The following is a 26,774-nucleotide window of genomic DNA, read 5'->3' as shown; positions in this document are numbered from 1 at the left end:
CCCTGACCCGCAACGAGATGACCGTGCAGCGTATCGTCACCGCCGGCAGGCGGCTGACGATGGCGTTGCGCCGGGCCATGCGCTGTACGCCGAGGGCGAGGATCACCGTCATGATCGCCGGCAGTCCCTCGGGAATCGCCGAGGCGGTCAGCGCCACCACCAGCATGAACATGTCCACCATCGGCTGGCCCTGCCAGAGGGTGCCGAGGACGAAAGTGGCGCCGGCCAGCAGCAGGATCGCCAGGGCCAGCCAGCGACTGAAGCTGGCGATCTGTCGCAGCAGCGGAGTGGCCAGGGTGCGGACTTCGCGCAACAGCGTACCGATCCGGCCCAGTTCGGTATCCCCGGCGGTGGCGACCACCACTCCGCGCGCCTGGCCGCTGGTCACCAGGGTGCCGGAATAGGCCATGCAACGGCGGTCGCCGAGCAGCGCGTCGATGGCCACCGCGACGCAGCCCTTCTCCACCGGCACCGACTCACCGGTCAGGGCCGACTCGTCGACATGGAAGTTCTTCGTTTCGAACAGCCGCAGGTCGGCCGGCACCCGGTCGCCGGAGGCCAGCAGCACCACGTCGCCCGGTACCAGGCGTTCAGCGTCCAGCGCCTGGCGCTGGCCGTCGCGCAGGACCAGGGCATGCAGCGAAAGCATGTCGCGGATGGCGTCCAGCGCGTTGGCCGCCTTGCCCTCCTGGACGAAACCGATCAGCGCGTTGACCACCACCGCCAGGAGGATTACCGCACTGTCCACCCAGAAGCCGAGCAGCGCGGTGACCAGCGAGGCGAACAGCATCATGTACAGCAGGACGTTGTGGAACTGCCGCAGCAAGCGCAGCAGCGGCCCCTGGCGTTTCGGCGCGGGCAACCGGTTGTAGCCGTGCGCCGCCAGGCGGCGGGCGGCCTCGTCCGCGTCCAGGCCGGAGGCGGAGCTGTGCAATCGTTCCAGCACCCGTTGCGGCGGGCTGGCATGGGCGTCGCGGGAAGACAGGGGTGGGATGCCGTTCATGGGATTCCTGCGCCTCGTTCTGATGAGCAGAACTATCGGGCAGGCCTGCGCCGCAACGTTTGACCTGTCTCAAACGGATGCTTGCAGTTGAAAGCATCTGGCCGGGGAAAACTTTTCCGGATGTTGCGCGCACCTCGCTCCACAGGGCGAGGTGCCGCGCCCTCCTACAGGCTCATGTGCAGCAGCGGGAACGGCCGCCCCGCCGAGTCGGTCGCGGAGCGGCCGGTCTGGCGGAACCCATAATGTCGATAGAAACCGCAGGCCTGCGGGTTCTGCTCGTTGACATCGACGCTCAGGCGCGGCCAGGTCGCCCGCGCATGATCGAGCAGGCGTCGGCCGATACCCCGGCCGCGCAGCCCGGGTTCGACGAAGAGCATCTCGACATGCGCCTGGTTCAGGCCAATGAAGCCCTGGGCCACGCCGTCGTCGTCGACCAGCACCCAGACCTCGACGGCCGGCAGGTACAGGTCGCGGACCTGTGGGTAAAGCTCGACGATGTCCGCTTCACTGAGAAAGTCGTGGGTCGCGCGGACGGAACGTTCCCACAGGTCGACCAATGCCGTGTTGTCGGCGTCGACGCGCTTGCGAATGTGCATGCTGGATTCCTTTATCCGAAAGATTCCAGGTAGAACGAAAGGCAGCCGCGACCGCCAGGCCGGGCGCCACGCTGAGGTTCGTCGCCTGGATGCCCGTGGCGCGAATCAACGCATGGACGGTGCACAGCGGCGGCGACGAGGGAGGAAGGGAGCGCCATCCTAGAAGAAAACGACCGGTCGGAACAGCCGCGCTTCTCATGCTTTTCCCGAAACGACGAATGAACGACACTGCGCCCGACTCTATTCTCCCGGTATCGCCCATGCCCAGCTCCCCGCTTCCTTCCGGCCGCAGGCTGCCCGCTTGCGCCTTCGCCGACATCGGCGAGCCCTACGCCGTGTTTCAGGCTCCCGGCGGCGCACTCCTCGCGGTGGCCAGCGCCTTTCATGGGCAACACCCGGGCCGACAGCTCGACGTCTACGAACAGAGCCTGCGCCTGTACCGCGGCGGCGACCTCGAATGCATCGCCGTCCTGCCGGACCTGGGCTTTCCGCTCAACGCCATCGCCTGGCACCCGAGCCGGCCCGTACTGGTGATCGGCGGCGGACGCTACGACGGCGGCGCCTTCTTCGAAGGCGGTCTGCTGGCCTGGGACTACGCGAGCGGCAAGATCCAATCGCTGCTCGCCGACAACCGCGAAGTGCTCGCCTGCGACTTCGAGGACGACGGCCGGCGCCTGGCCTTCACCGTCGCCCCCAGCGACGACCTGGAGGACCGACCGTTGTTCCGCCAGCGCCATTCGCTAGCCTTTCCGGTCGACGCCCCACTGGTGCTGGACGACCTGCCCGGCACCCGCCTGCCCTTCGACTGGGCCCTCTACCCTGCCTCGACACAACGCGAAGCAGCGCTGCCGATCCTGGAAAACCTCGCCCTGGGCAAAGATCGGCGGTTCCTGCATCGTCCACCGGTATGGGACCTGTGCTTTCTCGACGGACAACGCCTGGCCATCGCCCGCGCCAGCCCCCGGCTCGAGCTCTGGAATCTGGCCGACGACAGCCTGCGCAGCTTCGAACTGGCCGAACGGGGCCAGTGCCTGCAGGTCTTCCATAACGCCACCGACGACAGCCTGCTGGTCAATCTGCAACTCGGGTATGCCGCCCAGCGACTGTTCAAGGTGCCGCTAACGCCGGGACAACCGCTGCTCCTGAGCGACTGCCGCCATCTGCTGGCGCAATCCGCCCAAGGCGGTTTTCTCGCCCGCCAGATCGCCCTCGAGGGCAAAGACCTGGAAGACCTCGTGCTCGACCCGGCCGGCCGGATCGTCCACAGGCGCCGTCTCGGACACTACGACCTGTTCAACCACCATCTGCGCATCGACCGTGGCGAAGCCTTCTTCTACCTGGCCGGCAATCCGCCGGAGCAGCACCAGGACAAAGGCCTGTTCCGCCTCGACCCGCAGACCTTCAAGACCCGCGAAGTGCTACGCCTGGAGCGCCACCCGGAGCACTTCAACAACCTGCACGGCTGCCTGCTGGGCAATCGCCTGCTGCTCAACGCCAAGGTCTACAACTCGCCGCATCACGCCTACGGTACCCAGCGCCTGACCTGCTACGACCTGGAGAGCCGCGGCACGCTCTGGGGCGCCACCCTGTCCGCCCAGGTCAGCGCCTTCGCGCCGTTGCCCGGCGGACAATGGATCGCACTGGCGCTGGTCGATGGTCAGGTCGAGGTACGCGACCTCGCCAGCGGCGAATGTCGCTGGCGCTACCGCACGGCAGACGCCATACCGCTGTGCCTGGCAGTCAGCGACAAACTCCTCGCCATCGGTTTCAGCCACGGCGGAGTCAGGCTCCTGCAGGTCGCGGCGGATGGCCAGCTCATCGGTCCTCCAGGCGCCAACCCGTGGCAGTAGCCCGCAGTTCGCCCTCCAGCGCCAGGTGGCGGAGAAACACCGGGTCGTGGGACACCACCAGCAAGGCCCCACGGTACTGCCCGAGCATGCTTTCCAGGGCCTGCCGCGCAGCCAGGTCGAGGTGGTTGTCCGGTTCGTCGAGCAGTAGCAACTGCGCCGGCCGGTCGGCGTAGAGCACCAGGGCCAGGGCCGCCTTCAGGCGTTCGCCGCCGCTCAGCGTCGCGCACGGCTGGGCGAGCCGTTCGGCCGGCAAGCCGAGTTGCGCCAGGCGCGTGCGCAGCCAGCTTTCGCCGCGACTGCGATTGACCTCCAGCAACTGCTCCAGCACGCCTCGCCCGTGGTCCAGCACGCTCAGCCGCTGGTCGAGATAGGCGGCGCCCACCGTCACCGCGCAGGTTCCCGCCAGCGGCGCCCGTTGCCCGGCCAGCAGCCGCAGCAGGGTCGACTTGCCGCTGCCGTTCGGGCCGACCAGCGCCAGCCGTCGCGGACCGCTCAGGAGCAGGTCGATTTCGCGCAACGGCCCGCGCAGATGCGGCAGGACCGCGCCCTTCAACTCGACGATCCGGCGCTGCGCCGCCAGTTCGGCATCGGGCGAATCGAGCAGCAGCGGCGACGCCTCCTCGACCTCCCGGGCAGCCTCGCGCACCTCGCGGTCGAGGCGCTCGCGCTCCGCCTGGTGGGCATTGCGCAGCTTGCCGGCGCTGACCTCGCTACGTTCCCTGAACCCACCGAGCAGGATCTTCGCCTGGTTCGCCGTCTTGCCTTCGCGCCGGCCGCTGGCCTGGCGCCGCTCCTGGCGCTGCTGCTGTTCGCGCATGGCCAGGGTCTGCCGCTTGCGCTCCAGACGACGCTGGTCCAGGCGGCGCTCGGCGGCCTCGCGCGCCTCCTCCCGGCTCTGCGCGTAGAAGGAATAGCCGCCGCCATAGCTGCGCAGGCCGAGGGTCGACAGCTCGACGATCCGCTGCATGCCCTCGAGCAGTTCGCGGTCATGGCTGACCAGCAGCAGGCCGCCGTCCCAGGCCGCCAGCCGCGCCCGCAACAAGGCGCGCGCCGGCCCGTCGAGAGGGTTGCTCGGTTCGTCGAGGATGAGGAAGTCGGCGTCGTCGAGGAATGCGCCGAGCAGCGCTACGCGCATGCATTCGCCGCCGCTCAGGCGTTCGCTCGGGGTATCCGCGCGGAGATGGCCGAGCCCCTCGGCGGCCAGGGCGTCGGCCAGGCGTTGGCGGATGTCCCAGCGCTCGCCCAGGCATTCGTAGTCGGCGTCGTCGAGGCTACCCGCCTCGATCCGCGCCAGCGCCTCCAGCCATGGGCGGACGCCAGCCAGGTCGGCGACGGTCGGATACTCGGCCGGATCGAGCTGCTGCGCCAGGTAGCGCACGCGCCCCTGGCGCCGGACGCTGCCGCTGGACGGCTGCAAGTGTCCGGCGAGCAGGCGCGCGAGCAGCGACTTGCCGACGCCGTTGCGTCCCACCAGCCCGGTGTGCCGGGTGTCGAAGGTTTCGTCGAGATCGGAAAACAGAAGGCTGCCGTCCGGCAGCTGGAAAGAGACGCCATCGAGCGTCAGGGTCGACGTATTCGTCATGGATACCCCCTTGATGCCATGCATTCCCCCGGGCCCTCGGGCCAGGGACGGAAAACCGGCCGTGCGGACACGGCAGCATCAAGTGCGCATCGGACGAACACCTCGTAAGGAAGGAAAGACCGCGGCAGTCTACTCCGCCCATGCGGTCCCGCCAATCGGGCATACTTTTCGCTTTCGACAGACACGACCGACCGACATGGCCAGACTGCGCATCGCCGAACTCTTCGAACGGGAACCCTCGCGCTGGGGCGGCCGTGGCGACCCCTACCTCTGGCAGGAAATGGCCGGGCAACTGGCGGACGCGCCCTGGCCGGCCTCCGCCGCGGCCCTGGAACGCCTGCTCGGCGAGACCTTCGAGCGCCTCAGCGGCCATCCGCTGGAATACGATGCCCTGATCTACCTCGCGCGCCACGCCCACGGCGGCATGTCCAGCGGCATGGTCAGCCCGGAGTTCTGGCGCGAAACGGCGATCCCGGAACTGCTCGACCGCTATCGGCGGCGGCGCTCCTGGTTGAGATGGTTGCGCCGGTAGGTATCCTCCCCCATCGCCGCGATCTGCCCCTCGATCAGGGCATCGAATGGCTTCAGCAGGGCTTCGTGGGTACGCGGCGCCTCCAGTTCGTCGAGCGCCGCGGCGATTGCCTCGATGGTCGACAGCGCGCCCTCTCCCGGCGCCTTGCGCAGGCGATAACGCGACGCCATGCCTTCGGCCAGGCTCACCCGCGGCAGGGCCGCCAGGGCCGGGTTCAGGTGCAGCAGCTTGCGCGCCTTGCGCCAGGTGCCGTCCGGCACCACCAGCAGGAGGGGCTCGCCGGCGGCCTCGGCGGCCATCCCCGCCAGCGCTCGCGCCTGCTCGCCGGGAAACAGCAGGCAGGCCCGGTAGCCCGGCACTCGCCAGGTCTCCTCGGCGAAACGCTCGCCGACCCGCAATTCCGCATTGCGCAAGCCGAGCACGGCCAACCCTGCGGTATTCAGCGCGTGCCCGACCTCGCTGGGGTGCTGCAGGACCAGCACCCGCGTACGCGACGGCAAGGAGGGAATCAATGCGCAGAGGCAGTGGCTGGCGGGGCGAGCGCAACGCTCGCAGCGGATACGTGACATGGGACGACTCCTGGAAGGGGCCCAGTGTGCCACAGGCGGAGAGGCATTCTCTCGCTCGCAAAAACGTCATATTTCCGACGAATGGCAGCAACTTTCTTCACCCATTAAGAATAGCGACGAATTTTTGTCGTTCGATGAAAAAATACAATCGTCCCGCCCTCTCAACTCCCGTCCGTCCGCGCCGAAGACTGGGATGAGCCCCTCTCTATCCAAGGATGTTTCTCATGTTCACTCGCAAGTACCGACAGATGAACGCCGACTTGCAACAGCAACTCGCCGCCGAGCGCCTGCACATGGCAGCGCTGGACCGCTCCATGGCGCGCGTGGAGTTCGACCCCGACGGCAACATCACCGATGCCAATGAGAATTTCCTGACCCTGCTGGGCTACCGCCGCGACGAGATCCTCGGCAAACCGCATCGCCAGCTTTGCGACGGCGCCTACGCGCAATCGGAAGACTACCGGCGCTTCTGGGAACGCCTGCGGCGCGGCGAACACTTTTCCGGCCGCTGCAAGCGCATTACCCGCGAGGGCCGGCCACTCTGGCTGGAAGCCACCTACAACCCCGTACGCGACGGGCAGGGTCGACTGCTCAAGGTGGTCAAGTACGCCAGCGACATCGATGCCATCGTCCACCAGGAACACGAGATGCAGAGCAAGCTGGATGCCCTGTCCCGCTCGATGGCGATGATCGAGCTCGACCTCGACGGCAATGTCCTCGCGGCCAACGACAACTTCCTCGCCACCATGGGCTATGGCCGAGCCGAGCTGGCCAGCGCCAACCACCGTCAGTTCTGCGAACCGGGCTACCGCGACGGCCCGCAGTACGCCGACCTCTGGCGCCGCCTGAATCGCGGCGAGTACGTCACCGGGCAGTTCCGCCGGGTCCACCGCAACGGCCAGCCGGTCTGGCTGGAAGCCAGCTACAACCCGGTCTACGACGCCGACGGCAAGCTGTTCAAGGTGGTCAAGTTCGCCAGCGACGTCAGCGACCGCATGCGCCGCTACCAGGCCGAGGCGGACAACGCCCACCAGGCCCATACCCTGTCCACCGAGACCCGCACCGTCGCCGAACACGGCGCGCTGATCATCCAGAGCGCGGTGGAGGAAATGCTCAAGATCGCGAATACCCTGGATGCTTCCTCGCTGAACATCGGCGAACTGTCGCAGCACTCGCAACAGATCACCTCGATCGTCAACACCATCCGCGAGATCGCCGAGCAGACCAACCTGCTCGCCCTCAATGCCGCCATCGAGGCCGCCCGCGCCGGCGACCAGGGTCGCGGCTTCGCCGTGGTGGCCGACGAGGTGCGGCAACTGGCGGAGCGCACCAGCAAGTCGACCAAGGAGATCGCCGACATGATCGGTCGCATCCAGACCGGCACCCGCAGCGTCATCGACGACATGCAGCACAGCCAGGAACAGGCGCGGCGCGGCGTGGAGCTGGCCAACGAGGCCGGCACGGCGATCCTCGGCATCCGCGAGAGCACGCACAAGGTGGTGGAGGCGGTGCAGCAGTTCTCGCGCACCCTCAACGCCGATCTCTAGGGCTCAGGCCAGGCTCATCTGCGTCCGCAACTGGTCGCGGAAGGCCTGGATCAGCGGCTCGCGCGAGCGGCCGCGGCGGAGGATCAGGGAGAATGGCGCCTGGTAGCCGAAGGTCGCCGGCAGCAGGGCGCGCAGACGGCCCTGCTCGACCCACGGGTGGGCGTAGTGCTCCGGCAGGTAGCCGATGTAGCCGCCGGACAGGATCAGGATCAGTTGCGCCTCCATGCTCTCCACCGTCCCCGCGCTGTGCTTGAAGCCGTGCCGGGCCAGCTCGGCCTGGCTCCAGTAGCCGCGGCCGACCATGCGTTGCTGGGTGATCAGGTCGGCGGGAATCCTCCGCCCGTCGAACAGCGGATGCCGGTCGCTGCAGTACAGCCAGTGCTGTTCGCGGTACAGCGGCTGGTAGACCAGTCCGTTCATGCGGCTGGAAAAGGCGCCGATGGCCAGGTCCTGGCGGTTCTCCAGCACGCTCAGTTGCAGTTCGTAGGGGCTCTGCACCAGCAGGTGCAGGTGCACCGCCGGGTGTTCGCGGCTGAAGGCGCCGATCACCTCGGCCAGCGGCAGCGCCGGGTCGCTCACCGTGGAATCGAGCACACCGAGGTTCAGGGTGCCGCGCAGCTCGCCCTTCAACGCCAGCGCGTAGCGTCCGAAGCCTTCCAGTTCGCCGAGGATGCGCAGGGTCTCCTGGTGGAACAGCTCGCCCTTGCTGGTCAGGCTGAAGCCGCCGCGGCCACGGTGGCAGAGCACGATGCCGAGCTGGTTCTCCAGTTGGCTCATGTAGGTGCTGATCGCCGAGGTCGACAGGTTCAACTCCTGCTGGGCGGCGGCGAAGCCCTGGTGGCGCACCACCGCGGCGAAGATGCGCAACAGGCGCAGGTCGGGCAAGGCGTTGGACACGGCGACTCCGGTTTGCGGGGCGAGGATTTCGGACTGCGGGCCGAGGCAAAGGCCGCCGTCCGGGCTCGGCGGCGAAGTCTAGCCGCTTCGCCATTAGTTTAGAAATCTCTGAACTGATTATTTGTAGCCAGCGATTTGACTCGCTACCGGCTGTGAAGAGAATCCGTCCGACCCCTAAAACAACCACAACGACCGTGAGGCCACCCCGTGGACAAGAATCTCCACCAGCCCCTGGGCGGCAATGAAATGCCCCGCTTCGGCGGCATCGCCACCATGATGCGCCTGCCCCATGTCCAGTCCCCCGCCGAACTCGACGCCCTCGATGCCGCCTTCGTCGGCGTGCCCCTCGACATCGGCACCTCGCTGCGCTCCGGTACCCGCTTCGGCCCCCGCGAGATCCGCGCCGAATCGGTGATGATCCGTCCCTACAACATGGCCACCGGCGCCGCCCCCTTCGACTCGCTGAACGTGGCGGACATCGGCGACGTCGCGATCAACACCTTCAACCTGCTGGAAGCCGTGCGCATCATCGAGCAGGAATACGACCGCATCCTCGGTCACGGCATCCTCCCGCTGACCCTCGGCGGCGACCACACCATCACCCTGCCGATCCTCCGCGCGATCAAGAAGAAGCACGGCAAGGTCGGCCTGGTCCACGTCGACGCCCACGCCGACGTCAACGACCACATGTTCGGCGAGAAGATCGCCCACGGCACCACCTTCCGCCGCGCGGTGGAAGAAGACCTGCTGGATTGCGACCGCGTGGTGCAGATCGGCCTGCGCGCCCAGGGCTACACCGCCGAGGACTTCAACTGGAGCCGCAAGCAGGGCTTCCGCGTGGTGCAGGCCGAAGAGTGCTGGCACAAGTCGCTGGAGCCGCTGATGGCCGAGGTCCGCGAGAAGGTCGGCGGCGGCCCCGTCTACCTGAGCTTCGACATCGACGGCATCGACCCGGCCTGGGCGCCCGGCACCGGCACCCCGGAAATCGGCGGCCTGACCACCATCCAGGCGATGGAAATCATCCGTGGCTGCCAGGGCCTGGACCTGGTCGGCTGCGACCTGGTCGAAGTCTCGCCGCCTTACGACACCACCGGCAACACTTCGTTGCTGGGCGCCAACCTGCTCTATGAAATGCTCTGCGTCCTCCCGGGCGTGGTGCGTCGCTGAGCCGTAGCGCGACCATGACCGACGACCGCGTCGAACAGGTGCTGGAGGCCGCCCGCCGACTGGTGGCGGCCTTCGCCCGCAACGATGCCGAGGCCTATTTCGCCGCCTTCAGCGAGGACGCCAGCTTCATCTTCCACAACTGGCCTCAGCCGCTGCGCTCGCGCGCGGCCTACCGCGAGTTGTGGGAGCGCTGGCGACGCGAGGACGGCTTCGAAGTGCTGGCGTGCGAATCCAGCAATACCTGCGTCAGCCTGCAAGGCGACCTGGCGATCTTCAGCCACGACGTCGCCACCCGGCTGCGCCTCCAGGGAACGGAAAGCCTGAACCGGGAACGGGAAACCATCCTGTTCCGCCTAGAACAACAAGAAGGCCGTTGGCTGGCCTGCCATGAGCACTTGTCGGCGATGCCGGAGTACCTGCCATCGACTAGCTAGCTCTCCCGGGAGAACGTCATGGATAACAACAATAACCAACACGCAATCACACGCATCGAAACCTTCGGGGTCGAACAGATTCCCGACCACGAACGCAACGCCACGCCGGTCGATCTGTTCCGCATGATCTTCGGCGGCGCCAATACCTTCGCCACCGCCGTGCTCGGCAGCTTTCCGGTGCTCTTCGGGCTGTCCTTCCAGGCCGGGCTGTGGGCGATCCTGCTGGGCGTCACGCTGGGCGCGCTGATCCTCGCCCCGATGGGCCTGTTCGGCCCGCTCAACGGCACCAACAACGCGGTCTCCTCCGGCGCACACTTCGGCGTGCACGGGCGCATCGTCGGCTCCTTCCTCTCGCTGCTGACCGCCATCGCCTTCTTCTCGCTCTCGGTATGGAGTTCCGGCGACGCCCTGGTCGGCGGCGCCCGGCGCCTGGTCGGCCTGGAAGAGAGCGAACTGAACCTGGGCCTGGCCTACGGCCTGTTCGCCGTGCTGGTGCTGACCGTATGCATCTACGGCTTCCGCTTCATGCTGCTGGTCAACAGGATCGCCGTGTGGGCCGCCAGCCTGCTGTTCCTGCTCGGCCTGTTCGCCTTCGCCGGCCCCTTCGACGCCGCCTACGCCGGCAGCGTGCAGCTCGGCCAGCCGGGCTTCTGGGCTGCCTTCATCGGCGCCACCCTGCTGGCCATGAGCAACCCGATCTCCTTCGGCGCCTTCCTGGGCGACTGGGCCCGCTACATCCCCCGCCAGACCTCGCAGGCACGGATCATGCTGGCGGTGATCGGCGCGCAACTGGCGACCCTGGTTCCCTTCCTGTTCGGCCTCGCCACCGCGACCATCGTCGCCGTCCGCGCGCCGGACTACATCGCCGCCAACAACTACGTCGGCGGCCTGCTGGCCATCGCTCCCGGCTGGTTCTTCCTGCCGGTATGCCTGATCGCGGTGATCGGCGGCATGTCCACCGGCACCACTTCGCTGTACGGCACCGGGCTGGACATGTCCAGCGTGTTCCCGCGCCTGCTCTCGCGGGTGCAGGCCACGGTGCTGATCGGAGTCGCCTCGATCGGCTTCATCTTCGTCGGCCGCTTCGCCTTCAACCTGGTGCAGAGCGTCTCCACCTTCGCCGTGCTGATCGTCACCTGCACCACCCCGTGGATGGTGATCATGCTGATCGGCCTGCTGACCCGTCGCGGCTTCTACCGCCCGGACGACCTGCAAGTGTTCACCCGCGGCCAGCGCGGCGGCGCCTACTGGTTCGAGCACGGCTGGAACTGGCGCGGAATGGGCGCCTGGATTCCCAGCGCGGCAGCCGGCCTGGCCTTCGTCAACCTGCCGGGGCAATTCGTCGGTCCGCTCGGCGAACTGGCCGGCGGCATCGACCTCAGCCTGCCGGTCGCCCTCGGCCTGGCCGCCCTGCTCTACCTGGCACTGCTGCGCCTGTTCCCGGAACCGCCTTGCGTCTACGGCCCGCAAGGACCGCGCTGGGTGCGCGCGCACGGCACGCGGAGGGCCCCTGCGATAGCCACCGCCTGAGGCGGGGTACATACACGGCGGGACGCCAGCGTCCCGCGCTTCCGGCGCCTCGCCGGATACAACAATGACAATGAGAAACTTGGGAGACCTGATATGGCCCTCGACATATTCGTCGTTCTGATCTACGCCGCGGGCATGATCGCGCTGGGCTGGTACGGCATGCGCCGCGCCAAGACCCGCGACGACTACCTGGTGGCGGGCCGCAACCTCGGCCCCGGCTTCTACCTGGGAACCATGGCCGCCACCGTCCTCGGCGGCGCCTCCACCATCGGCACCGTGCGCCTGGGCTACGTCCATGGCATCTCCGGCTTCTGGCTGTGCGGCGCGATCGGCCTCGGCATCGTCGGCCTCAGCCTGTTCCTGGCCAAGCCGCTGCTGAAGCTGAAGATCTACACCGTCACCCAGGTCCTGGAGCGTCGCTACAACCCCGCCGCGCGCCACGCCAGCGCCCTGATCATGCTGGTCTACGCACTGATGATCGGCGCCACCTCGACCATCGCCATCGGCACCGTCATGCAGGTCCTGTTCGGCCTGCCGTTCTGGGTCTCGATCCTGATCGGCGGCGGCGTCGTGGTGCTCTACTCCACCATCGGCGGCATGTGGTCGCTGACCCTGACCGACATCGTGCAGTTCCTGATCATGACCGTCGGCCTGGTGTTCCTGCTGATGCCGCTGTCGATCAACGACGCCGGCGGCTGGGACGCCCTGGTGGCCAAGCTGCCGGCCAGCTACTTCGACTTCACCGCGATCGGCTGGGACACCATCGTCACCTACTTCCTGATCTACTTCTTCGGCATCTTCATCGGCCAGGACATCTGGCAGCGGGTGTTCACCGCCCGCAGCGAGACCGTGGCCAAGGTCGCCGGCTCCGCCGCCGGTATCTACTGCGTGCTCTACGGCATGGCCGGGGCGCTGATCGGGATGGCCGCCAAGGTCCTGCTGCCGGACCTGGAGAACGTCAACAACGCCTTCGCCAGCGTGGTCGAGCACAGCCTGCCGAACGGCATCCGCGGCCTGGTCATCGCCGCCGCCCTGGCGGCGCTGATGTCCACCGCCAGCGCCGGCCTGCTGGCGGCGTCCACCACCGTCACCCAGGACCTGCTGCCGCGCCTGCGCCGCGGCCGCGGCCAGTCCGACAACGGCGACGTGCACGAGAACCGCATCGCCACCCTGCTGCTGGGCCTGGTAGTGCTCGGCATCGCCCTGGTGGTCAGCGACGTGATCAGCGCCCTGACCGTGGCCTACAACCTGCTGGTAGGTGGCATGCTGATCCCGCTGATCGGCGCGATCTACTGGAAGCGCGCCAGCACCGCCGGCGCCATCACCAGCATGACCCTGGGCTTCCTTACCGTGCTGGTGTTCATGATCAAGGACGGCCTCGACGCCAATACGCCGATCTACTACAGCCTGGCGGTCGGCCTGCTCAGCTTCGTCCTGGTCAGCCTGTTCTCGCGGCGCCCGACGGGTGTCGCCAGCGCCGCCTGAACCAGGCACAACCCCGACAGGCGAGGGACTTTCCCTCGCCTTTTCCATTCCCGAGAACATGAAAAAGGAACGGCCATGACCACCTGCGGCGAATTCCTCGTCAAGCAACTCGAAGCCTGGGGCGTCGAGACCGTCTTCGGCATCCCCGGCGTACATACCGTAGAACTCTACCGCGGCCTGCCCGGCAGCCGTATCCGCCATGTCACCCCGCGCCACGAGCAGGGCGCCGGCTTCATGGCGGACGGCTACGCACGGGTCACCGGCAAGCCCGGCGTGTGCTTCATCATCACCGGCCCGGGGATGACCAACATCCTCACCGCCATGGCCCAGGCCTACGCCGACTCGATTCCGATGCTGGTGATCTCCAGCGTCAACGAACGCGCGCGCCTGGCCCACGGCAACGGCTACCTGCACGAGCTGCCGAACCAGCGCAACCTGGTAGGCAACGTCTGCGCCTTCAGCCATACCCTGATGAGCGCCGAGGAGCTGCCGGCGGTGCTCGCCCGCGCCTTCGCCGTGTTCGACAGCGAGCGGCCGCGGCCGGTGCACATCGAGCTGCCGCTCGACGTGATCACCGCTCCCGCCGAACACCTGGCCCTGCGCCCGCGCACCGTCGCCAGCCGCCCGGCGCCGGCCCTCGCGCCCTTGCGCGAGGCCGCGGCGCGCCTGCGCAACGCGAAGAAGCCACTGCTGCTGCTCGGCGGCGGCTGCGTCGAGGCCGCCGCCGAAGCGCGTGCCCTGGCCGCCGCGCTGGACGCGCCGACTGCCCTGACGATCAACGCCAAGGGCCTGCTGCCGGCCGACCACCCGCTGCTGTTGGGCAGCAACCAGTCCTGCGTGCCGGTACGCGAGCTGGCCGCCGAGGCCGACGTGGTGCTGGCCATCGGCACCGAGCTGGGCGAAACCGACTACGACGTGGTGTTCGACGGCGGCTTCGCCCTCGATGGCGAGTTGATCCGCATCGACATCGACCCGCAGCAACTGATGCGCAACTACACGCCTAGCCTGGCCATCCACAGCGACGCCCGGCTGGCCATGCGCGTGCTGCTGGCCGAACTGCCGGGCGGCGAGGCCTCGCCGGACAGCCCCGGGGCCCGGCGCGCCGCCGCCGTGCGCCAGCGCCTGGCCGAAGACTTCGCCGGCTGGTCGCACTATCGCCAGCTGTTCGCCGCGATCCTCGCCGAGTGGCCGGACGCCCGCTTCGTCGGCGACTCGACCCAGACCGTCTACAGCGGCAACCACCTGGTCGATCTCGATGAGCCGCGCCGCTGGTTCAACGCCTCCACCGGCTACGGCACCCTCGGCTATGGCCTGCCCGCCGCCATCGGCGCCAAGCTCGGCGAGCCGGGACGCCCGGTGGTCAGCCTGATGGGCGACGGCGGCCTGCAGTTCACCCTGCCGGAACTGGCCAGCGCGGTGGAAGCCAAGGTCGGCATCGTCGTGCTGCTATGGAACAACCACGGCTATGGCGAGATCAAGCGCTACATGGAGCGGCGCGAGATCACTCCGCTCGGGGTCGATATCTACACTCCGGACTTCCTCGCCATCGCCCGCGGCTTCGGCTGCGCCGCCGAACGCGCGCGCGATCTCGAGCACCTGCGCGAACTGCTGCGCGGCGCCCCGGCGGACCGTCCGCTGATCGTCGAGGTGCTGCAAGCCGCGCCCTTCCATCCCTGACCCGGAGCCCGCCATGGACGATTCCGAACTCTACCGCTCCCTCTGCGAGATCCTCGGCGCCCGTGGCGTGCGCGACAGTGCCGCGCTCGCCGGGCAGGACCCCGGCTACCATCCGCAGAACCTCGCCGGAAGCTTCCTGGTCCTGCCGGAAAGCACCGACCAGGTCGCTGCCGTGGTGCGTCTGTGCCGCCAGGCGGGACGCGCCCTGGTGCCCCAGGGCGGACTCACCGGCCTGGTCGGCGGCGGCGCCGCGCAAGCCGGCGACGTGCTGCTCTCGCTGCGCAGGCTGAACCGCATACACCGGCTGGATGCGGCCAGCCAGACCCTCGACCTCGACGCCGGCGTCACCCTCGAACAGGCCCAGGCGCTGGCCGCCGAGGCCGGACTCGACCCCGGCATCGATCTCGCCGCGCGCGGCAGCGCCAGCGTCGGCGGGCTGGTCGCGACCAACGCCGGCGGCATCCGCGCCTTCCGCTTCGGCACCATGCGCCAGCGCGTGCTCGGCCTGGAAGCGGTACTCGCCGACGGCAGCGTCTACAGCGACCTGCGCGGGCTGCTGAAGAACACCACCGGCTACGACCTCAAGCAGTTGTTCGTCGGCGCCGAAGGCACCCTCGGCATCGTCACCCGTGCGGTACTGCGCCTGGAGCCGTTGCAGCGTCCCGGCGCCACCGCCCTGCTCGGCCTGCCCGACGTCGACGCGGCGATCGCCATCGCCGCGCGCCTGCGCCGCGAGCACGCCGAACGCCTGTTCGCCTGCGAGATCCTCTGGCACGACTACCTGCAATGCACCGCCGCGCCCATGGGCGACAGCGCGCCGAGCCTGGTGCCCTGCCCTCTCTACCTGCTGGTGGAACTGGCCGAGGACCGCCACCTGGATGCCGGCGAGGCGCTCACCGCCCTGCTGGAAGGCTGCTTCGAGGACGGGCTGGTGGAAGACGCCCTGCTCGCCGCCAACGAAACCCAGCGCCTGGCCATCTGGCGCCTGCGCGAAGACTCCGACGCGGCCATCCACGCCGGCGTCGACAGCCTGTCCTTCGACGTATCGCTGCCGGTGCCGGCCCTGGCCGGCTACGTCGAGCGCATCCGGCGGCGCCTGGACGACCTGGTGGAGGGCATGCGGGTCTTCCTCTTCGGCCATTTCCTCGACGGCAACCTGCACGTCATGCTCGCCGCCGACATCCCGCTGCTGCCGCTGCACCAGGCGGTGGAGGAAATCCTCTACGGCGAGTTGGGCGAATGCGCTGGCGTGATCTCCGCCGAGCACGGCATCGGCCTGGAGAAGAAGGAAGCCCTGGGACGCTACGCCGATCCGCTGAAGCTCGCGCTGATGGCGCAGATCAAGGAACTGCTCGACCCCAGCGGGCTGTTCAACCCGGGCAAGGTCATACCCTGAACGCCTATCCTCCTGGGATAGCCTTTCCACCGACAGAGACCGCGATGAGAATCGTCAGCCGCGACCGCTGGTTCGAAACCCGGCACTTCTACAACGGTATCAGCCTGATCCACGAGCCCTACGTGCGCCCCTTCTATCGCTGCAACATCTGGCATGTCCAGGGCCGCGAGCGCGACGTGCTGGTGGACAGCGGCTCCGGTCTGGTCAGCCTGCGCGAGCAACTGCCCTGGCTCACCGAACGACCGCTGCTGGCGGTGGCCAGCCACACCCACTTCGACCATATCGCCGGCCACCACGAATTCGCCGAGCGCCTGGCGCATCCGGCCGAGGCGGAGATCCTCGCCGCGCCGGACGGCGACAACACCCTGGCGCGCGCCTATGTCGGCGACGAGATGTTCGAGGCGCATCCGGAGTGCCCGCTGTGCTACGCCGAATACCGGGTGCGAGCAGCGCCGGCGACCCGACTGATCGACGAAGGCGACGTGCTCGATCTCGGCGACCGCGTGCTGCAGGTGCTGCACACGCCCGGGCACTCGCCGGGCGGCATCAGCCTGTGGGAAGCAGCGACACAGACGCTGTTTTCCGGCGACATCGTCTACGACGGTCCGCTGGTCGAGGACGCCTATCATTCCAACCTCGACGACTATGCCGCCAGCCTCGCGCGCCTGCGCGAACTACCGGTGCGTACCGTACACGGCGGGCATTTCGCGAGCTTTTCCGGGGAGCGTTTGCGGGAAATGATCGTCGCCTGGTTCAGGAACCACGATCGATAGGCCAAAACCGGGACTCTGGCCAGCGCCGCAGGCGGAGGCCAGAGCGTCGGGGAACCGGCTCAGCGACGTTGCCGCGCGGCGAGGCGCCGGCGTTGCTCGTCGTTTTCCACCGGGATGGGTTGCATGCGCGGGGGCTCGATCAGGCCAAGGGCGACACCGAGTTGCCACGCCAGGTTTTGCAGCCAGAGTTTCATGACAGGCCCCTTGTCCAAGGGAAGGAGAATCGGGCGACCTGACAAGTCAGGTCGCCCTAGGAAAGAGTAGACCGGCGTCCCACTCTCCGCACGTTCCACTCCGTCCTTGGAAACAACTTTACTGCGGGAAACCGGCCCCGGACCCTGACCTGAATCAAGCCAACGCCGATTCCCGCCCTTGCAGAAGACCGATCCAGGCCTTCAGGTTGGCGCCGACCATGCCCTTGCGCCAGACCAGCCAGGTACTCGCCCGGGCGAACGGTTCGGCCAGCGCATGCACCGCCACCGACTCCCGCCCCGGCAGGCTTTGCAGCATCGACACCGGCATCAGCGCCACCCCGCCGCCGGCCACCACGCAGGCCAGCATGCTGTGGTAGGACTCGATCTCCATCACCCGGCCCATGCTCACCCGCGCGCTGGCGAACCAGGACTCCAGCAGCAGGCGATAGGAGCAGCGCGGGCGGAAGGCGATCACCGCGCTGCCGGCCACGTCCTCGGGACCGCGCACCGGCGGGTGGCCATTCTCGGTGACCAGCACCATGCGCTCCTCGAACATCGGCAGGCCCTCCAGGCCGTCGAAGTCCAGCGGGCCGTCCACCAGCACGGCATCCAGGCGCCCGCCCAGCAGCGACTCGACCAGCTCGCCGCTGGGCGCGGTCTGCAATTGCAGGTTCACCGCCGGATAGCGCCGGTGGTATTCCGCCAGGCGCGGCGGCAGATGGATCGCCGCGGTGCTGTACATCGAGCCGAGGGCGAAATCGCCCACCGGTTCGCCCCCCTGCACCGCCGCGCGCGCCTCCTCCTGCAGGGCGAACAGCCGCGCGGCGTAGTCCAGCAGGACCTTGCCGGCCGGCGACAGTTGCAGGCGCTGGCGTTCGCGGAGGAACAGGTCGACGCCAAGCTGTTCCTCCAGTTGCCGCAGGCGCGTCGACAGGTTCGACGGCACCCGGTGCAGGCGCTCGGCGGCGCGGGCGATGGAGCCCTCCTCGGCGACCGCATGGAAGATCCTCAACTGGCCGAACTCCACGATCAATTCTCCAAAACAGAACAAGTAATTCACGATTATTCATTTTTACAGAATCGCCGCAAGACCTAACCTGCTGCCATTCATCCCCCGGCAGGAATCCGCTCATGTCCCGTGATTTTCTTCGTTCGCCGCTGGTCGGCCTGCTCGCCTGCCTGCTAGCGCTGGTGGTCGCCATGGGGGTCGGGCGCTTCTCCCTGACCCCGCAACTGCCGCACCTGATCCGCGAAGGCCAGCTCGACCTGACCGGCGCCGGTCTGCTGGCCGCCGCCAACTACCTCGGCTACCTGGTCGGCGCGCTGGACGCGCTGTTCGCTCGCGAAGCGCGGCAGGCACGCTTGCGCCTGCTGGTCGGGCTATGGGCCTGCTTCGGCCTGACCCTGGCCTCGGTCTGGGCCGAGGGCTTCTGGCCGCACGCGCTGCTGCGCTTCGGTCTTGGCGTGGCCAGCGCCTGGGTCCTGATCATGGTCACCGCCCTCAGCCAGCGCCTCGCCGCGGAAAGCGGCCGGGCCCGGCTGGGCGCGCTGGTGTTCGCCGGCCCCGGCATCGGGGTGATGGTCACCGGCCTGCTGGCGGCATTGGGCAACGCCCTGGGCCAGGACTCGGTGTTCATCTGGAAGCTCTTCGCCGACCTCGCGCTGGTCCTGGTCCTCATGCTCCTGCCGCTGCTGCCGCGCCCGGCCGCACGCAGCGCCGGCCAAGACGCGCCTGCCACGGCAGGCGAGAACGCCGGCCTCGGCCGCCTGACCTGGGCCTACGGACTGGTCGGCCTCGGCTACATCATTCCGGCCACCTTTCTCTCGCAGATGGCCGCGGCGCGTTTCCACGGGCAATGGCAGGCCGATCTGTTCTGGCCCTGCTTCGGCCTGGCCTCGGCTACCGGGGTGGTGCTGATCAGCCTGCGCCGGCAGCGCCCGGACGGGACCCGCCGCTGGCTGGTCGGCGCGCTCTGGCTACAGGCCCTCGGCGTGCTCGCCTGCCTGCTGCCAGGGATCGGCGGGCTGGCCCTGGGGGTAGTGCTGACCGGCCTGCCGTTCCTCGCCGGCATGCAACTGGTGATGCAATACGCCCGCGAACTGGCGCCGCATACGCCGCAGCGCAACGCCGGCCAACTGACCACCGGTTTCGCCCTCGGCCAGTTGCTCGGCCCGCTGCTGGCGGCGCTCAGCACGCATTTCGCCGGCGGCCTGCAACCGGCGCTGGCGCTCGCCGGGCTCGGCCTGGTCTTCGCCGGCCTGCTGTTGCGCCGGCCGCAGTCGCTCAGCGGCGCAGCAGGCGTCGCAGCCACTGCTCGCCGCTGACCAGGGTGATGCCGGCGAGGACCAGCGCCGCGCCGGCGACGAAGTTCAGGCTGAGCGGCTCGCCCAGCAGCAATACGCCGAAGGTGACGCCGAACAGGGGGGTCATGAAGGAGAAGATCGCCAGGTTGTTCGCCAGGTAGCGACGCAGCAGCCAGAACCAGCAGAAGTAGCTGGCGAACGACACCACCACGCCCTGGAACAGCACGCTGGCGGTGCTCACCGGGGTCCAGCGGACCTCGCCGAACTGGCCGCTGCAAAGAGCGATCAGCAATAACCCGGCGCATGCCACGAACAACTGGTAGAACAGCGTCAGGCTTGGCGGTGCCTCGGACAGCCGGGTGCCGCGCACTGCCACCGTGGTCGCGCCCCAGGACATCCCGGCGAGCAGGCCGAAAGCGTCGCCGAGCAGCATCCACCCATCCATTTCCGCCCACGACAGGCCTCCGCCGAAGGCCACCGCTATGCCGCCGAAGCACACCGCCACGCCCAGCCACTGCAAGGGCCGCAGGCGTTCGCTGGGAAGCAGGAAGTGCAGCCCGAGGGCAGAGAAGATCGGCGCGGTATAGAGGAACACCGACATGTGCGAAGCCGTGGTGTATTGCAGGCCGAGGGCGATGAACAGGAACTCCAGGGCGAACAGCGTGCCGGTCAGCAGGCCGGCGCCCAGGGTGCCCTGGCGCAAGCCCTCCCAGCCGCCGCGCCAGCACATCAGCAGGCCGACCAGGGCGGCGGCGATGCCGGAACGGATGGCCGCCTGCATCACCGGCGCGATGTCCGTCGCCGCCCACTTGATGGTCACCTGCTGGATGCCCCAGATCACGCAGAGCAACAGCATCGTCTGGAAGGCGAAGGCATCGGCGGACTTACGCATGGCGGACTCACAGGCAGGCATGGAAGGAAGCGGCCGCCAGCGGCGACCGTCGGGCAGCGCCATTATGGACAAGCCGGCGCGCCCGGTCGAAGCCTGGAAGCGACCTCCAGCGGGTCGTGCACGGCAGTTCCGGCCCGCTCGCCTGGCCTGCGGGGCGTGACGCATAGCGCCTGTGGCGCTATGCGTCCTGCGAACCCGCCATCTGGCCGCTCACTTGCCGGTCTTGATCTTGCTCCAGGTCCGCGTGCGCAGCCGCTCCAGCTTCGGCGGCAGCATCTCCACCGAATACAGCCTGGCCTGCACTTCTTCCGGCGGGTAGACGTTCGGATTGTCGCGCAACTCCGCCGAGATCAAACCGTCCGCCGCCTTGTTCGGGTTGGCGTAGGCCACGTAGTCGGAGATCGGCGCCACCACCTCCGGGCGCAGCAGGTAGTTGAGGAAGGCGTGCGCCTGCTCGACGTTCTTCGCGTCGCGCGGAATCGCCAGCACGTCGAACCAGGCCGCGGCGCCCTCCTTCGGAATGCGGTACTCGATGCGTATGCCGTTCTTCGCTTCCCTGGCCCGGTTGGCCGCCTGCATCGCTCCGCCGGACCAGGCGATGGCCACGCAGACGTTGCCGTTGGCCAGGTCGCTGACGAACTTCGAGGAACTGAAGTAGGTGATGTACGGGCGCAGCTTCGCCAGGTGCTCCTCGGCTCGGCGGTAGTCTTCCGGTTGGTGGCTGTTGGGCGACAGGCCGAGATAGTGCAGCACCTCGGGGATCACCTCGGTGGGCGAGTCGAGGAAGGCCACGCCGCACTGTTGCAGCTTCGCCAGGTTCTCCGGCTTGAACACCAGGTCCCAGGAGTCCAGCGGCGCATCGTCGCCGAGCACCGCGCGGACCTTGTCGAGGTTGTAGGCGATGCCGTTGGTGCCCCACATGTAGGGCATCACGTAGCGGTTGCCGGGGTCCTTGCCGGCAAGCACCTTGAGCAGGGCCGGGTTGAGGTTCTTCCAGTTCGGCAGCTTGCTCTTGTCCAGCGGCTGGAACACCTCGGCCTTCAGGTAGTTAGGCAGGAAGCTGTCGCTGGGCACCACCAGGTCGTAGCCGGAATGCCCGGACAGCAGCTTGGCCTCGAGCACCTCGTTGCTGTCGTAGACGTCGTACTTCGGCGCGATGCCGGTCTGCGCCTGGAAGTTCTTCAGGGTGTCCGGGGCGATGTAGTCGAACCAGTTGTAGATCCGTACTTCCGGCGCGGCCTGGACCAGCCCGGCGGAAACGGCCAGCGCGAGGCCGGCCAGCAGCTTGCGAGTCGATTGCATGCTTCGCTCCTCAGCGGGCCGCGCCTTCGTAGCCCTGCAGCACGTTGACCGCGTTGATGCCGATGGCTTCCACCGCATAGCCGCCTTCCATGATGAACAGGGTCGGCAGGCCCAGCCGGGCGATGCGCTCGCCCATCCGCAGGTAGTCCGGCGAATCCAGCTTGAACTGGGAGATCGGGTCTTCCTTGTAGGTGTCCACGCCAAGGGAAATCACCAGGGCATCCGGGGCGTAGCCGGCGATCCGCACGCAGGCGTCGTCGAGCGCCGCCGACCAGAGGTCCCAGCCGCTGCCATGGGCCAGCGGATAGTTGTGGTTGCAGCCCTCGCCGGCGCCTTCGCCGCGCTCGTCGGCGTAGCCGAGGAAGTACGGGTATTCGACCCGCGGATCGCCATGGATCGAGGCGAACAGCACGTCGTCGCGGCGGTAGAAGATATCCTGGGTGCCGTTGCCATGGTGATAGTCGACATCGAGGATCGCCACGCGCCGGGCGCCCTGGTCGAGGAACGCCTGGGTGGCGATGGCGGCATTGTTGAGGAAGCAGTAGCCGCCCATGAAGTCGCCACCGGCGTGATGGCCCGGCGGACGGCAGAGAGCGAAGGCGTTGCGGGCGCCCTGGCGCATATGCTCCTGGGCGGTCAGCGCGACCTGGGCGGAGCTGTAGATGGCCTGCCAGGTGCCGGCGGTGATCGGCGCCTCGGTGTCGAAGCTGTAGTAGCCCAGCTCGCCCATCAGCGCCGTGGGGATCGGCCCGTCGCGGCGCAGGCGGCGGCCGGGGAAGGTGGTGGACACCAGGTCGCCGCTGTGGCCTTCGGCGGTCCAGCGGGCCCAGGCGCCCTGGAGGAAGTCCAGGTAGGCGGCGTCGTGGATGCGCAGCAGCGGCTCGCGGCCGAAATCCTTCGGCGCGATCACCTCGCCAAGGTTCTGCGACTTCACCCGGGCCAGCACGGTGTCGGCCCGGCTGGGCATTTCGAAACAGGGTTGCAGCTTGCCGTCGACCAGTTCCGACTGGCCGAAGTGCAGACGATGATCGTCGCTGTAGACGCTCAGCATGGAGAGACCTCGCAGGTTTCTTGTTCTTGGTGGAGGGATTCTGCCCAGCGCGCGGTCGCGGCAAAACGGCGGCGGCGGCCAAAAAGGGATCGATATGGCCAGAATCCATGTCCCTTTAGCGCCGCCTGGCGATTATCGACGCGGGGAATTACTCGGCGCCCGCACCGGTCCATACTGCTTGAGCCAGTCAGGATCGAAAGGGGGATTCGATGAGGCGCGCCAGCCTGCATATGTTGCTCTGCCAGTTCGCCATGGCCCTGGGCCTGCTCCTGAGCCTGGGCAGCGAGGCCTGGGCCGCCAGGCCGGCTCCGCAGGCGGCCGTCGACCTGGAAGCGCCGCCCGCCCTGGCCGAGGACGCCAGCCTCGACCAGCTCAACGCGCAACTCGACCTGATCCGCCAGCGCGTCACCACTGACGCCAGCGACGACCTCCTCGCCGAGTTGCGCCAGAGCGCGCTGCAAGTCCAGCGCCAGGCCGACGCCCTGCTCGCGCTGCGGGTGGCCGACATCGAGCGGCTCGACGATCAGTTGAAAGTGATCGGCCCGCCGCAGCCCGACGAGGCGGAAAGCCTCGCCGCCCAGCGCCAGGCCCTGACCCGGCAGAAGAACGTCCTGCTCGACGACGAACGCCAGGCCACCCAGCTCGGCCAGTCGTCCCGCGACCTGGCAGCACAGATCGTCAACCTGCGCCGCAGCCTGTTCAACTCGCAGATCAGCAGCCGCGCGGCGACACCGTTCAGCCCGAGCTTCTGGTCGACCCTGATCCGTCCCACCGACGACGACCTGCGCCGGCTGGACAAGCTGAAGGCGGAGGCCCTGGTCGCCTTCGACAGCGCCATCGCGCCCGGACACCGCTGGGCCTTCGCCGGAACCCTGCTGGCCACCGTGCTGATCTGGAGCTTCGGCCGCCGCCTGCTGGAGCGCATGCTTACCTGGGCGATGATCCGCTGGCTGCCGGAAGGCCGCCTGCGGCGCAGCGCCCTGGCCCTGGCGGTCGGGCTGGCGACCATCCTGACCATCGTCGGCGCGGTGTCGCTGATGCGCTGGGGCCTGGAAAGCAACGCCAGCCTGAGCCCCGACATGGCCAGCCTGACCGATCAACTGGTGAGCCTGGCGACCTTCTGCGCCTTCATCGCCGGCCTCGGCCGCGCCCTGCTGATGCTGCCGCGACCATCCTGGCGGCTGCCGGCGATCCCGGATAGGATCGCCAGCGCCCTCGGCCCGTTCCCGGCGATCCTCGCAGTGGCGCTGATGCTGGTGGCCACCGAGGAACGGATCAACAGCGTCACCGGCACCAGCCTGGCCCTGACCGTCGCCCTCAACGGCCTGACCGCGCTGGTCACCGCGCTGATCTTCGCCGCCGCCCTGCTGCGCTACCACCATGTGCGGCGCAAGCACGACCTGGAGCGGCCAGGCGGGATCGCCGGGCTGATCCCCTTCGTCGCCTCGGTATGGATCGCGGCGATCCTCCTCGCCCTGTTCACCGGCTACCTGTCGCTGGCCTACTTCCTCACCGGCAAGCTGCTGTGGATCAGCGTGATCGCGGCCACCACCTACCTGCTGATCGCTTTCTTCGGCGACATCTGCGAAACCCTGCTCTCGCCCAAGCACCCCAGCGGCCTGGCGCTGGCCAATGCGCTCGGCCTGTCGCCGCGCCACCAGGCCCAGGCCAGCACGGTGCTGGCCGGGGTCGGCCGCACCCTGCTGCTGCTCACCGCGCTGCTGCTGGCCTTCCTTCCGGTCGGCTCGAGCCCCAGCGAACTGCTGCAGGGCTTCGCCCAACTGGGCGAAAGCAGCAAGACCCTGGGCAACCTGAACATCGTCCCGCAGGACATCCTGGTCGCCCTGCTGCTGTTCGTCGGCGGCCTGTTCGCCCTGCGCATCGTCAAGCGCTGGCTGAGCGAGCGGTTGCTGCCGGAAACCAACATGGACGCCGGCATGCGCGCCTCGCTGGTGACCCTGGTCGGCTACCTCGGCTTCGTGCTCCTGGCGATGCTGGTGATGTCCACCCTGCGCATCAACCTGACCAGCCTGACCTGGGTGGTCAGCGCCCTCTCGGTAGGCATCGGCTTCGGCCTGCAGGCCATCGTGCAGAACTTCATTTCCGGCCTGATCCTGCTGACCGAGCGGCCGGTGAAGGTCGGCGACTGGGTCAGCCTGGGCGGGGTCGAGGGCGATATCCGGCGGATCAACGTGCGCGCCACCGAGATCCAGATGGGCGACCGCTCCACGGTGATCGTGCCGAACTCGCAGTTCATCTCCCAGACCGTGCGCAACGTGACCATGGGCAATGCCCTCGGGGTGGTCGGGGTGAACCTGACCCTGCCGCTGGACACCGACGCGATGAAGGTCCGCGAACTGCTCTTGCAGGCCTTCGCCGAACACCCGGCGATCCTCGACGCGCCGGCGCCCTCGGTGACGTTCAAGGATCTCGCCAGCAACGGCCTGGTGCTCAACGCCAGCGGCTTCGTCAACAGCCCGCGTTCGGTGGCCGGCGCGCGCAGCGACCTGCTCTTCACCATCCTCGACCGCTTGCGCAGCGAAGGCATCGCGCTGTCCTCGCCGCAGAGCCTGCTGATGATCCAGGATGGCGGCCCGGCCAGCGCCGCGCCTGCGCCCGCGACGCCCGATTGAAGCGAAGGGGCGGACTGTCCGTCACGCAACGGGTAGAATCCGCCCCTTTTTCAACGCCGAACCGCCATGAATCGCGAAGCCCTCGATACCCTCCTCCAGCACCTGCTCGCCGCGCTGTCCCCGGCGCCGGCGGAGACCCGCCGTCTGTTCCATGGTCGCGGCCGCTGCTGGCCGGGCCTGGAACAATTGACCGCGGACTGGCTGCAGGGCGTCCTGCTGGTGACTCTGTTCAAGGAGCCGCAGCCGGAGGAACTGGAGGCCTTGCGTCGGACCCTGGGGCAACTGACCACGGCGCCGGCCTGGGCTGCGAGCCAGGGCCGGCACCTTGTCCTGCAGCACCGCTACCGCCCAGACAGCGCCTGCGAATGGCTGTCGGGCGAGCCGCTGGAAACCTGGGACATCGTGGAAAACGGACTGCGCTTCCGCCTCGACCTGGGACGCAACCAGAACACCGGGCTATTCCTCGACATGCGCCTGGGCCGCCGCTGGGTGCAGGAGCAGGCCGCCGGCCGCCGCGTGCTCAACCTGTTCGCCTACACCTGCGGCTTCTCGGTGGCGGCCATTGCCGGCGGCGCCAGCCAGGTGGTCAACCTGGACATGGCCCGCGGCCCGCTCAACCGCGGCCGCGACAATCACCGCCTGAACGGCCACGACCTCGGCCGGGTGAGCTTCCTCGGCCACGAACTGTTCAAGTCCTGGGGCAAGCTGCGCAAGCTCGGCACGTACGACCTGGTGATCGTCGATCCGCCGAGCTTCCAGAAGGGCAGCTTCGTCCTGACCCAGGACTACCGCAGGATCCTCCGCCGCCTGCCGGAACTGCTGGTGCCCGGCGGCACCCTGCTGGCCTGTATCAACGACCCGGCCATCGGCCCCGACTTCCTCCTCGAGGAAACCGCCCGCGAGGCGCCGTCGCTGCACTTCGTCGAACGCCTGGAGAATCCGCCGGAGTTCCCCGATGTCGACCCCGCGGCGGGCCTCAAGGCGCTGCTGTTCCGCAACGCAGGCTGATCGACGCGCGGGCGGCGTGTCACTAGGCTGTCGGCATGGACATGCCCGATGGCTTCATTCCCCTGCCGCCACGCGTCGAACCGCAGGCGGCCTTTCGCCCCCTGCTCGACGACCTGCGCCGGACCCTGGCCCGGCCTCCGTTCGAGCGGGCCGTGCACAGCGTCTACCTGTACGGCAGCGTCGCCCGCGGCGAGGCCATCACGGGGCGCTCCGACCTCGACCTGACCCTGGTCCTGCGCGACCCGCCCAGCCCCGAACTGGCCGCGCAACTGGAAACCGCGCGCCTGGCATTGCAGGCGCGCCACCCGGAAGTCAGCAAGATCGATTTCGATATCGGCCACCTGGACCAGGC

Annotated in this window: 24 protein-coding genes; 14 read left to right on the top strand and 10 right to left on the bottom strand. The window is 68.3% G+C overall.

Annotated elements, in window-relative coordinates; genetic code table 11:
• Positions 1-1,003, bottom strand: a 1,003-nt coding sequence (locus FFS27_RS07230) for an HAD-IC family P-type ATPase (RefSeq protein WP_171019186.1), incomplete at its 3' end; no start/stop codon positions are given.
• Between the two features lie 164 nt (positions 1,004-1,167).
• Positions 1,168-1,599: an acetyltransferase gene (locus tag FFS27_RS07225; RefSeq protein WP_003082981.1), complete on the bottom strand. Its 432-nt coding sequence runs from the start codon at positions 1,597-1,599 to the stop codon at positions 1,168-1,170.
• A 260-nt stretch (positions 1,600-1,859) separates the two neighbouring features.
• Here FFS27_RS07225 and FFS27_RS07220 point away from each other — a divergent pair, with 260 nt between their 5' ends.
• On the top strand, positions 1,860-3,449 hold the full coding sequence (locus FFS27_RS07220) for a WD40 repeat domain-containing protein (protein ID WP_021265079.1): 1,590 nt from the start codon (positions 1,860-1,862) through the stop codon (positions 3,447-3,449).
• Here the strand turns inward: FFS27_RS07220 and FFS27_RS07215 are convergent.
• Positions 3,415-5,031, bottom strand: coding sequence for an ATP-binding cassette domain-containing protein (locus FFS27_RS07215; protein WP_073937406.1), 1,617 nt, complete (start codon positions 5,029-5,031; stop codon positions 3,415-3,417). The genes FFS27_RS07220 and FFS27_RS07215 overlap by 35 nt on opposite strands.
• Before the next feature lie 196 nt (positions 5,032-5,227).
• Here FFS27_RS07215 and FFS27_RS07210 point away from each other — a divergent pair, with 196 nt between their 5' ends.
• Positions 5,228-5,563, top strand: coding sequence for a hypothetical protein (locus FFS27_RS07210; RefSeq protein WP_003087031.1), 336 nt, complete (start codon positions 5,228-5,230; stop codon positions 5,561-5,563).
• Here FFS27_RS07210 and FFS27_RS07205 read toward each other — a convergent pair.
• Entirely contained in the window at positions 5,521-6,132 is a 612-nt protein-coding gene (locus FFS27_RS07205) for a tRNA-uridine aminocarboxypropyltransferase (RefSeq protein ID WP_003087029.1), read from the bottom strand. The genes FFS27_RS07210 and FFS27_RS07205 overlap by 43 nt on opposite strands.
• Positions 6,133-6,425: 293 nt before the next feature.
• Here FFS27_RS07205 and bdlA point away from each other — a divergent pair, with 293 nt between their 5' ends.
• The gene (gene bdlA, locus FFS27_RS07200) at positions 6,426-7,679 is read left to right on the top strand and encodes a biofilm dispersion protein BdlA (RefSeq protein ID WP_073937407.1); all 1,254 of its coding nucleotides are present in this window, start codon (positions 6,426-6,428) and stop codon (positions 7,677-7,679) included.
• A 3-nt stretch (positions 7,680-7,682) separates the two neighbouring features.
• On the opposite strand, the gene FFS27_RS07195 is transcribed toward bdlA, so the two are convergent.
• Entirely contained in the window at positions 7,683-8,576 is an 894-nt protein-coding gene (locus FFS27_RS07195; protein WP_003087025.1) for a LysR family transcriptional regulator, read from the bottom strand.
• A 207-nt stretch (positions 8,577-8,783) separates the two neighbouring features.
• Here FFS27_RS07195 and speB point away from each other — a divergent pair, with 207 nt between their 5' ends.
• The 7 genes from speB to FFS27_RS07160 all read left to right on the top strand — a co-directional run bounded on the left by speB (position 8,784) and on the right by FFS27_RS07160 (position 17,038).
• Positions 8,784-9,743 (top strand): agmatinase, encoded by a 960-nt coding sequence (gene speB / locus FFS27_RS07190; protein ID WP_021264523.1) that lies wholly within the window; start codon positions 8,784-8,786, stop codon positions 9,741-9,743.
• A gap of 14 nt (positions 9,744-9,757) precedes the next feature.
• Entirely contained in the window at positions 9,758-10,177 is a 420-nt protein-coding gene (locus FFS27_RS07185) for a YybH family protein (protein ID WP_003109911.1), read from the top strand.
• An 18-nt stretch (positions 10,178-10,195) separates the two neighbouring features.
• On the top strand, positions 10,196-11,707 hold the full coding sequence (locus tag FFS27_RS07180; protein WP_003087019.1) for a purine-cytosine permease family protein: 1,512 nt from the start codon (positions 10,196-10,198) through the stop codon (positions 11,705-11,707).
• 93 nt (positions 11,708-11,800) lie between these two features.
• On the top strand, positions 11,801-13,192 hold the full coding sequence (locus tag FFS27_RS07175; protein ID WP_003087011.1) for a sodium:solute symporter: 1,392 nt from the start codon (positions 11,801-11,803) through the stop codon (positions 13,190-13,192).
• 75 nt (positions 13,193-13,267) lie between these two features.
• The gene (locus FFS27_RS07170; RefSeq protein WP_003122953.1) at positions 13,268-14,869 is read left to right on the top strand and encodes a 5-guanidino-2-oxopentanoate decarboxylase; all 1,602 of its coding nucleotides are present in this window, start codon (positions 13,268-13,270) and stop codon (positions 14,867-14,869) included.
• Between the two features lie 13 nt (positions 14,870-14,882).
• Complete coding sequence (locus FFS27_RS07165; RefSeq protein ID WP_023101390.1) at positions 14,883-16,265, top strand: FAD-binding oxidoreductase; 1,383 nt, start codon at positions 14,883-14,885, stop codon at positions 16,263-16,265.
• A gap of 44 nt (positions 16,266-16,309) precedes the next feature.
• Entirely contained in the window at positions 16,310-17,038 is a 729-nt protein-coding gene (locus FFS27_RS07160; protein WP_021264521.1) for an MBL fold metallo-hydrolase, read from the top strand.
• A gap of 59 nt (positions 17,039-17,097) precedes the next feature.
• On the opposite strand, the gene FFS27_RS33520 is transcribed toward FFS27_RS07160, so the two are convergent.
• Both FFS27_RS33520 and ptrR read right to left on the bottom strand, forming a co-directional pair.
• Positions 17,098-17,232 carry a PA1414 family protein gene (locus tag FFS27_RS33520; RefSeq protein ID WP_003087006.1) on the bottom strand — a complete coding sequence of 45 codons (135 nt, stop codon included), beginning with the start codon at positions 17,230-17,232 and terminating at the stop codon, positions 17,098-17,100.
• 154 nt (positions 17,233-17,386) lie between these two features.
• A complete protein-coding gene (gene ptrR / locus FFS27_RS07150; protein WP_023101391.1) occupies positions 17,387-18,259 on the bottom strand; it encodes a putrescine utilization regulator PtrR in 873 nt (290 codons plus the stop codon).
• A gap of 104 nt (positions 18,260-18,363) precedes the next feature.
• Between ptrR and FFS27_RS07145 the strand changes: the two genes are divergently transcribed.
• Positions 18,364-19,557 carry an MFS transporter gene (locus FFS27_RS07145; protein WP_023101392.1) on the top strand — a complete coding sequence of 398 codons (1,194 nt, stop codon included), beginning with the start codon at positions 18,364-18,366 and terminating at the stop codon, positions 19,555-19,557.
• Here the strand turns inward: FFS27_RS07145 and FFS27_RS07140 are convergent.
• The 3 genes from FFS27_RS07140 to aphA all read right to left on the bottom strand — a co-directional run bounded on the left by FFS27_RS07140 (position 19,517) and on the right by aphA (position 22,781).
• Positions 19,517-20,428: a DMT family transporter gene (locus tag FFS27_RS07140; protein WP_021264426.1), complete on the bottom strand. Its 912-nt coding sequence runs from the start codon at positions 20,426-20,428 to the stop codon at positions 19,517-19,519. The two genes, FFS27_RS07145 and FFS27_RS07140, sit on opposite strands and share 41 nt — an antisense overlap.
• 210 nt (positions 20,429-20,638) lie before the next feature.
• Positions 20,639-21,730, bottom strand: coding sequence for an extracellular solute-binding protein (locus tag FFS27_RS07135; RefSeq protein WP_021264425.1), 1,092 nt, complete (start codon positions 21,728-21,730; stop codon positions 20,639-20,641).
• Positions 21,731-21,740: 10 nt separating this feature from the next.
• Positions 21,741-22,781: an acetylpolyamine amidohydrolase AphA gene (aphA, locus tag FFS27_RS07130; protein ID WP_023101393.1), complete on the bottom strand. Its 1,041-nt coding sequence runs from the start codon at positions 22,779-22,781 to the stop codon at positions 21,741-21,743.
• A gap of 209 nt (positions 22,782-22,990) precedes the next feature.
• Here aphA and FFS27_RS07120 point away from each other — a divergent pair, with 209 nt between their 5' ends.
• The 3 genes from FFS27_RS07120 to FFS27_RS07110 form a co-directional block, all read left to right on the top strand.
• Positions 22,991-25,414, top strand: a complete 2,424-nt coding sequence (locus FFS27_RS07120) for a DUF3772 domain-containing protein (RefSeq protein ID WP_034013884.1) — start codon at positions 22,991-22,993, stop codon at positions 25,412-25,414.
• 66 nt (positions 25,415-25,480) lie between these two features.
• Positions 25,481-26,422 carry a class I SAM-dependent methyltransferase gene (locus FFS27_RS07115; RefSeq protein ID WP_021264519.1) on the top strand — a complete coding sequence of 314 codons (942 nt, stop codon included), beginning with the start codon at positions 25,481-25,483 and terminating at the stop codon, positions 26,420-26,422.
• A 35-nt stretch (positions 26,423-26,457) separates the two neighbouring features.
• Positions 26,458-26,774, top strand: a 317-nt coding sequence (locus FFS27_RS07110; RefSeq protein ID WP_137951958.1) for a nucleotidyltransferase domain-containing protein, incomplete at its 3' end; no start/stop codon positions are given.

It is taken from the genome of Pseudomonas sp. 2VD (assembly GCF_005503585.1).
GTDB lineage: Bacteria > Pseudomonadota > Gammaproteobacteria > Pseudomonadales > Pseudomonadaceae > Pseudomonas > Pseudomonas aeruginosa.
This window is presented reverse-complemented; position numbering and strand designations above follow the sequence as displayed.

Bases quoted from the DNA above. Each gene is read 5' to 3' on its own strand.
- FFS27_RS33520 (WP_003087006.1), bottom strand. From the start codon at position 17,232: ATGAAACTCTGGCTGCAAAACCTGGCGTGGCAACTCGGTGTCGCCCTT.
- FFS27_RS07225 (WP_003082981.1), bottom strand. From the start codon at position 1,599: ATGCACATTCGCAAGCGCGTCGACGCCGACAACACGGCATTGGTCGAC.
- FFS27_RS07220 (WP_021265079.1), top strand. From the start codon at position 1,860: ATGCCCAGCTCCCCGCTTCCTTCCGGCCGCAGGCTGCCCGCTTGCGCC.
- FFS27_RS07145 (WP_023101392.1), top strand. From the start codon at position 18,364: ATGTCCCGTGATTTTCTTCGTTCGCCGCTGGTCGGCCTGCTCGCCTGC.
- FFS27_RS07185 (WP_003109911.1), top strand. From the start codon at position 9,758: ATGACCGACGACCGCGTCGAACAGGTGCTGGAGGCCGCCCGCCGACTG.
- FFS27_RS07170 (WP_003122953.1), top strand. From the start codon at position 13,268: ATGACCACCTGCGGCGAATTCCTCGTCAAGCAACTCGAAGCCTGGGGC.
- FFS27_RS07175 (WP_003087011.1), top strand. From the start codon at position 11,801: ATGGCCCTCGACATATTCGTCGTTCTGATCTACGCCGCGGGCATGATC.
- FFS27_RS07165 (WP_023101390.1), top strand. From the start codon at position 14,883: ATGGACGATTCCGAACTCTACCGCTCCCTCTGCGAGATCCTCGGCGCC.
- FFS27_RS07115 (WP_021264519.1), top strand. From the start codon at position 25,481: ATGAATCGCGAAGCCCTCGATACCCTCCTCCAGCACCTGCTCGCCGCG.
- FFS27_RS07120 (WP_034013884.1), top strand. From the start codon at position 22,991: ATGAGGCGCGCCAGCCTGCATATGTTGCTCTGCCAGTTCGCCATGGCC.
- FFS27_RS07180 (WP_003087019.1), top strand. From the start codon at position 10,196: ATGGATAACAACAATAACCAACACGCAATCACACGCATCGAAACCTTC.
- FFS27_RS07215 (WP_073937406.1), bottom strand. From the start codon at position 5,031: ATGACGAATACGTCGACCCTGACGCTCGATGGCGTCTCTTTCCAGCTG.
- FFS27_RS07135 (WP_021264425.1), bottom strand. From the start codon at position 21,730: ATGCAATCGACTCGCAAGCTGCTGGCCGGCCTCGCGCTGGCCGTTTCC.
- FFS27_RS07205 (WP_003087029.1), bottom strand. From the start codon at position 6,132: ATGTCACGTATCCGCTGCGAGCGTTGCGCTCGCCCCGCCAGCCACTGC.
- bdlA (WP_073937407.1), top strand. From the start codon at position 6,426: ATGGCAGCGCTGGACCGCTCCATGGCGCGCGTGGAGTTCGACCCCGAC.
- aphA (WP_023101393.1), bottom strand. From the start codon at position 22,781: ATGCTGAGCGTCTACAGCGACGATCATCGTCTGCACTTCGGCCAGTCG.
- FFS27_RS07140 (WP_021264426.1), bottom strand. From the start codon at position 20,428: ATGCGTAAGTCCGCCGATGCCTTCGCCTTCCAGACGATGCTGTTGCTC.
- FFS27_RS07210 (WP_003087031.1), top strand. From the start codon at position 5,228: ATGGCCAGACTGCGCATCGCCGAACTCTTCGAACGGGAACCCTCGCGC.
- FFS27_RS07160 (WP_021264521.1), top strand. From the start codon at position 16,310: ATGAGAATCGTCAGCCGCGACCGCTGGTTCGAAACCCGGCACTTCTAC.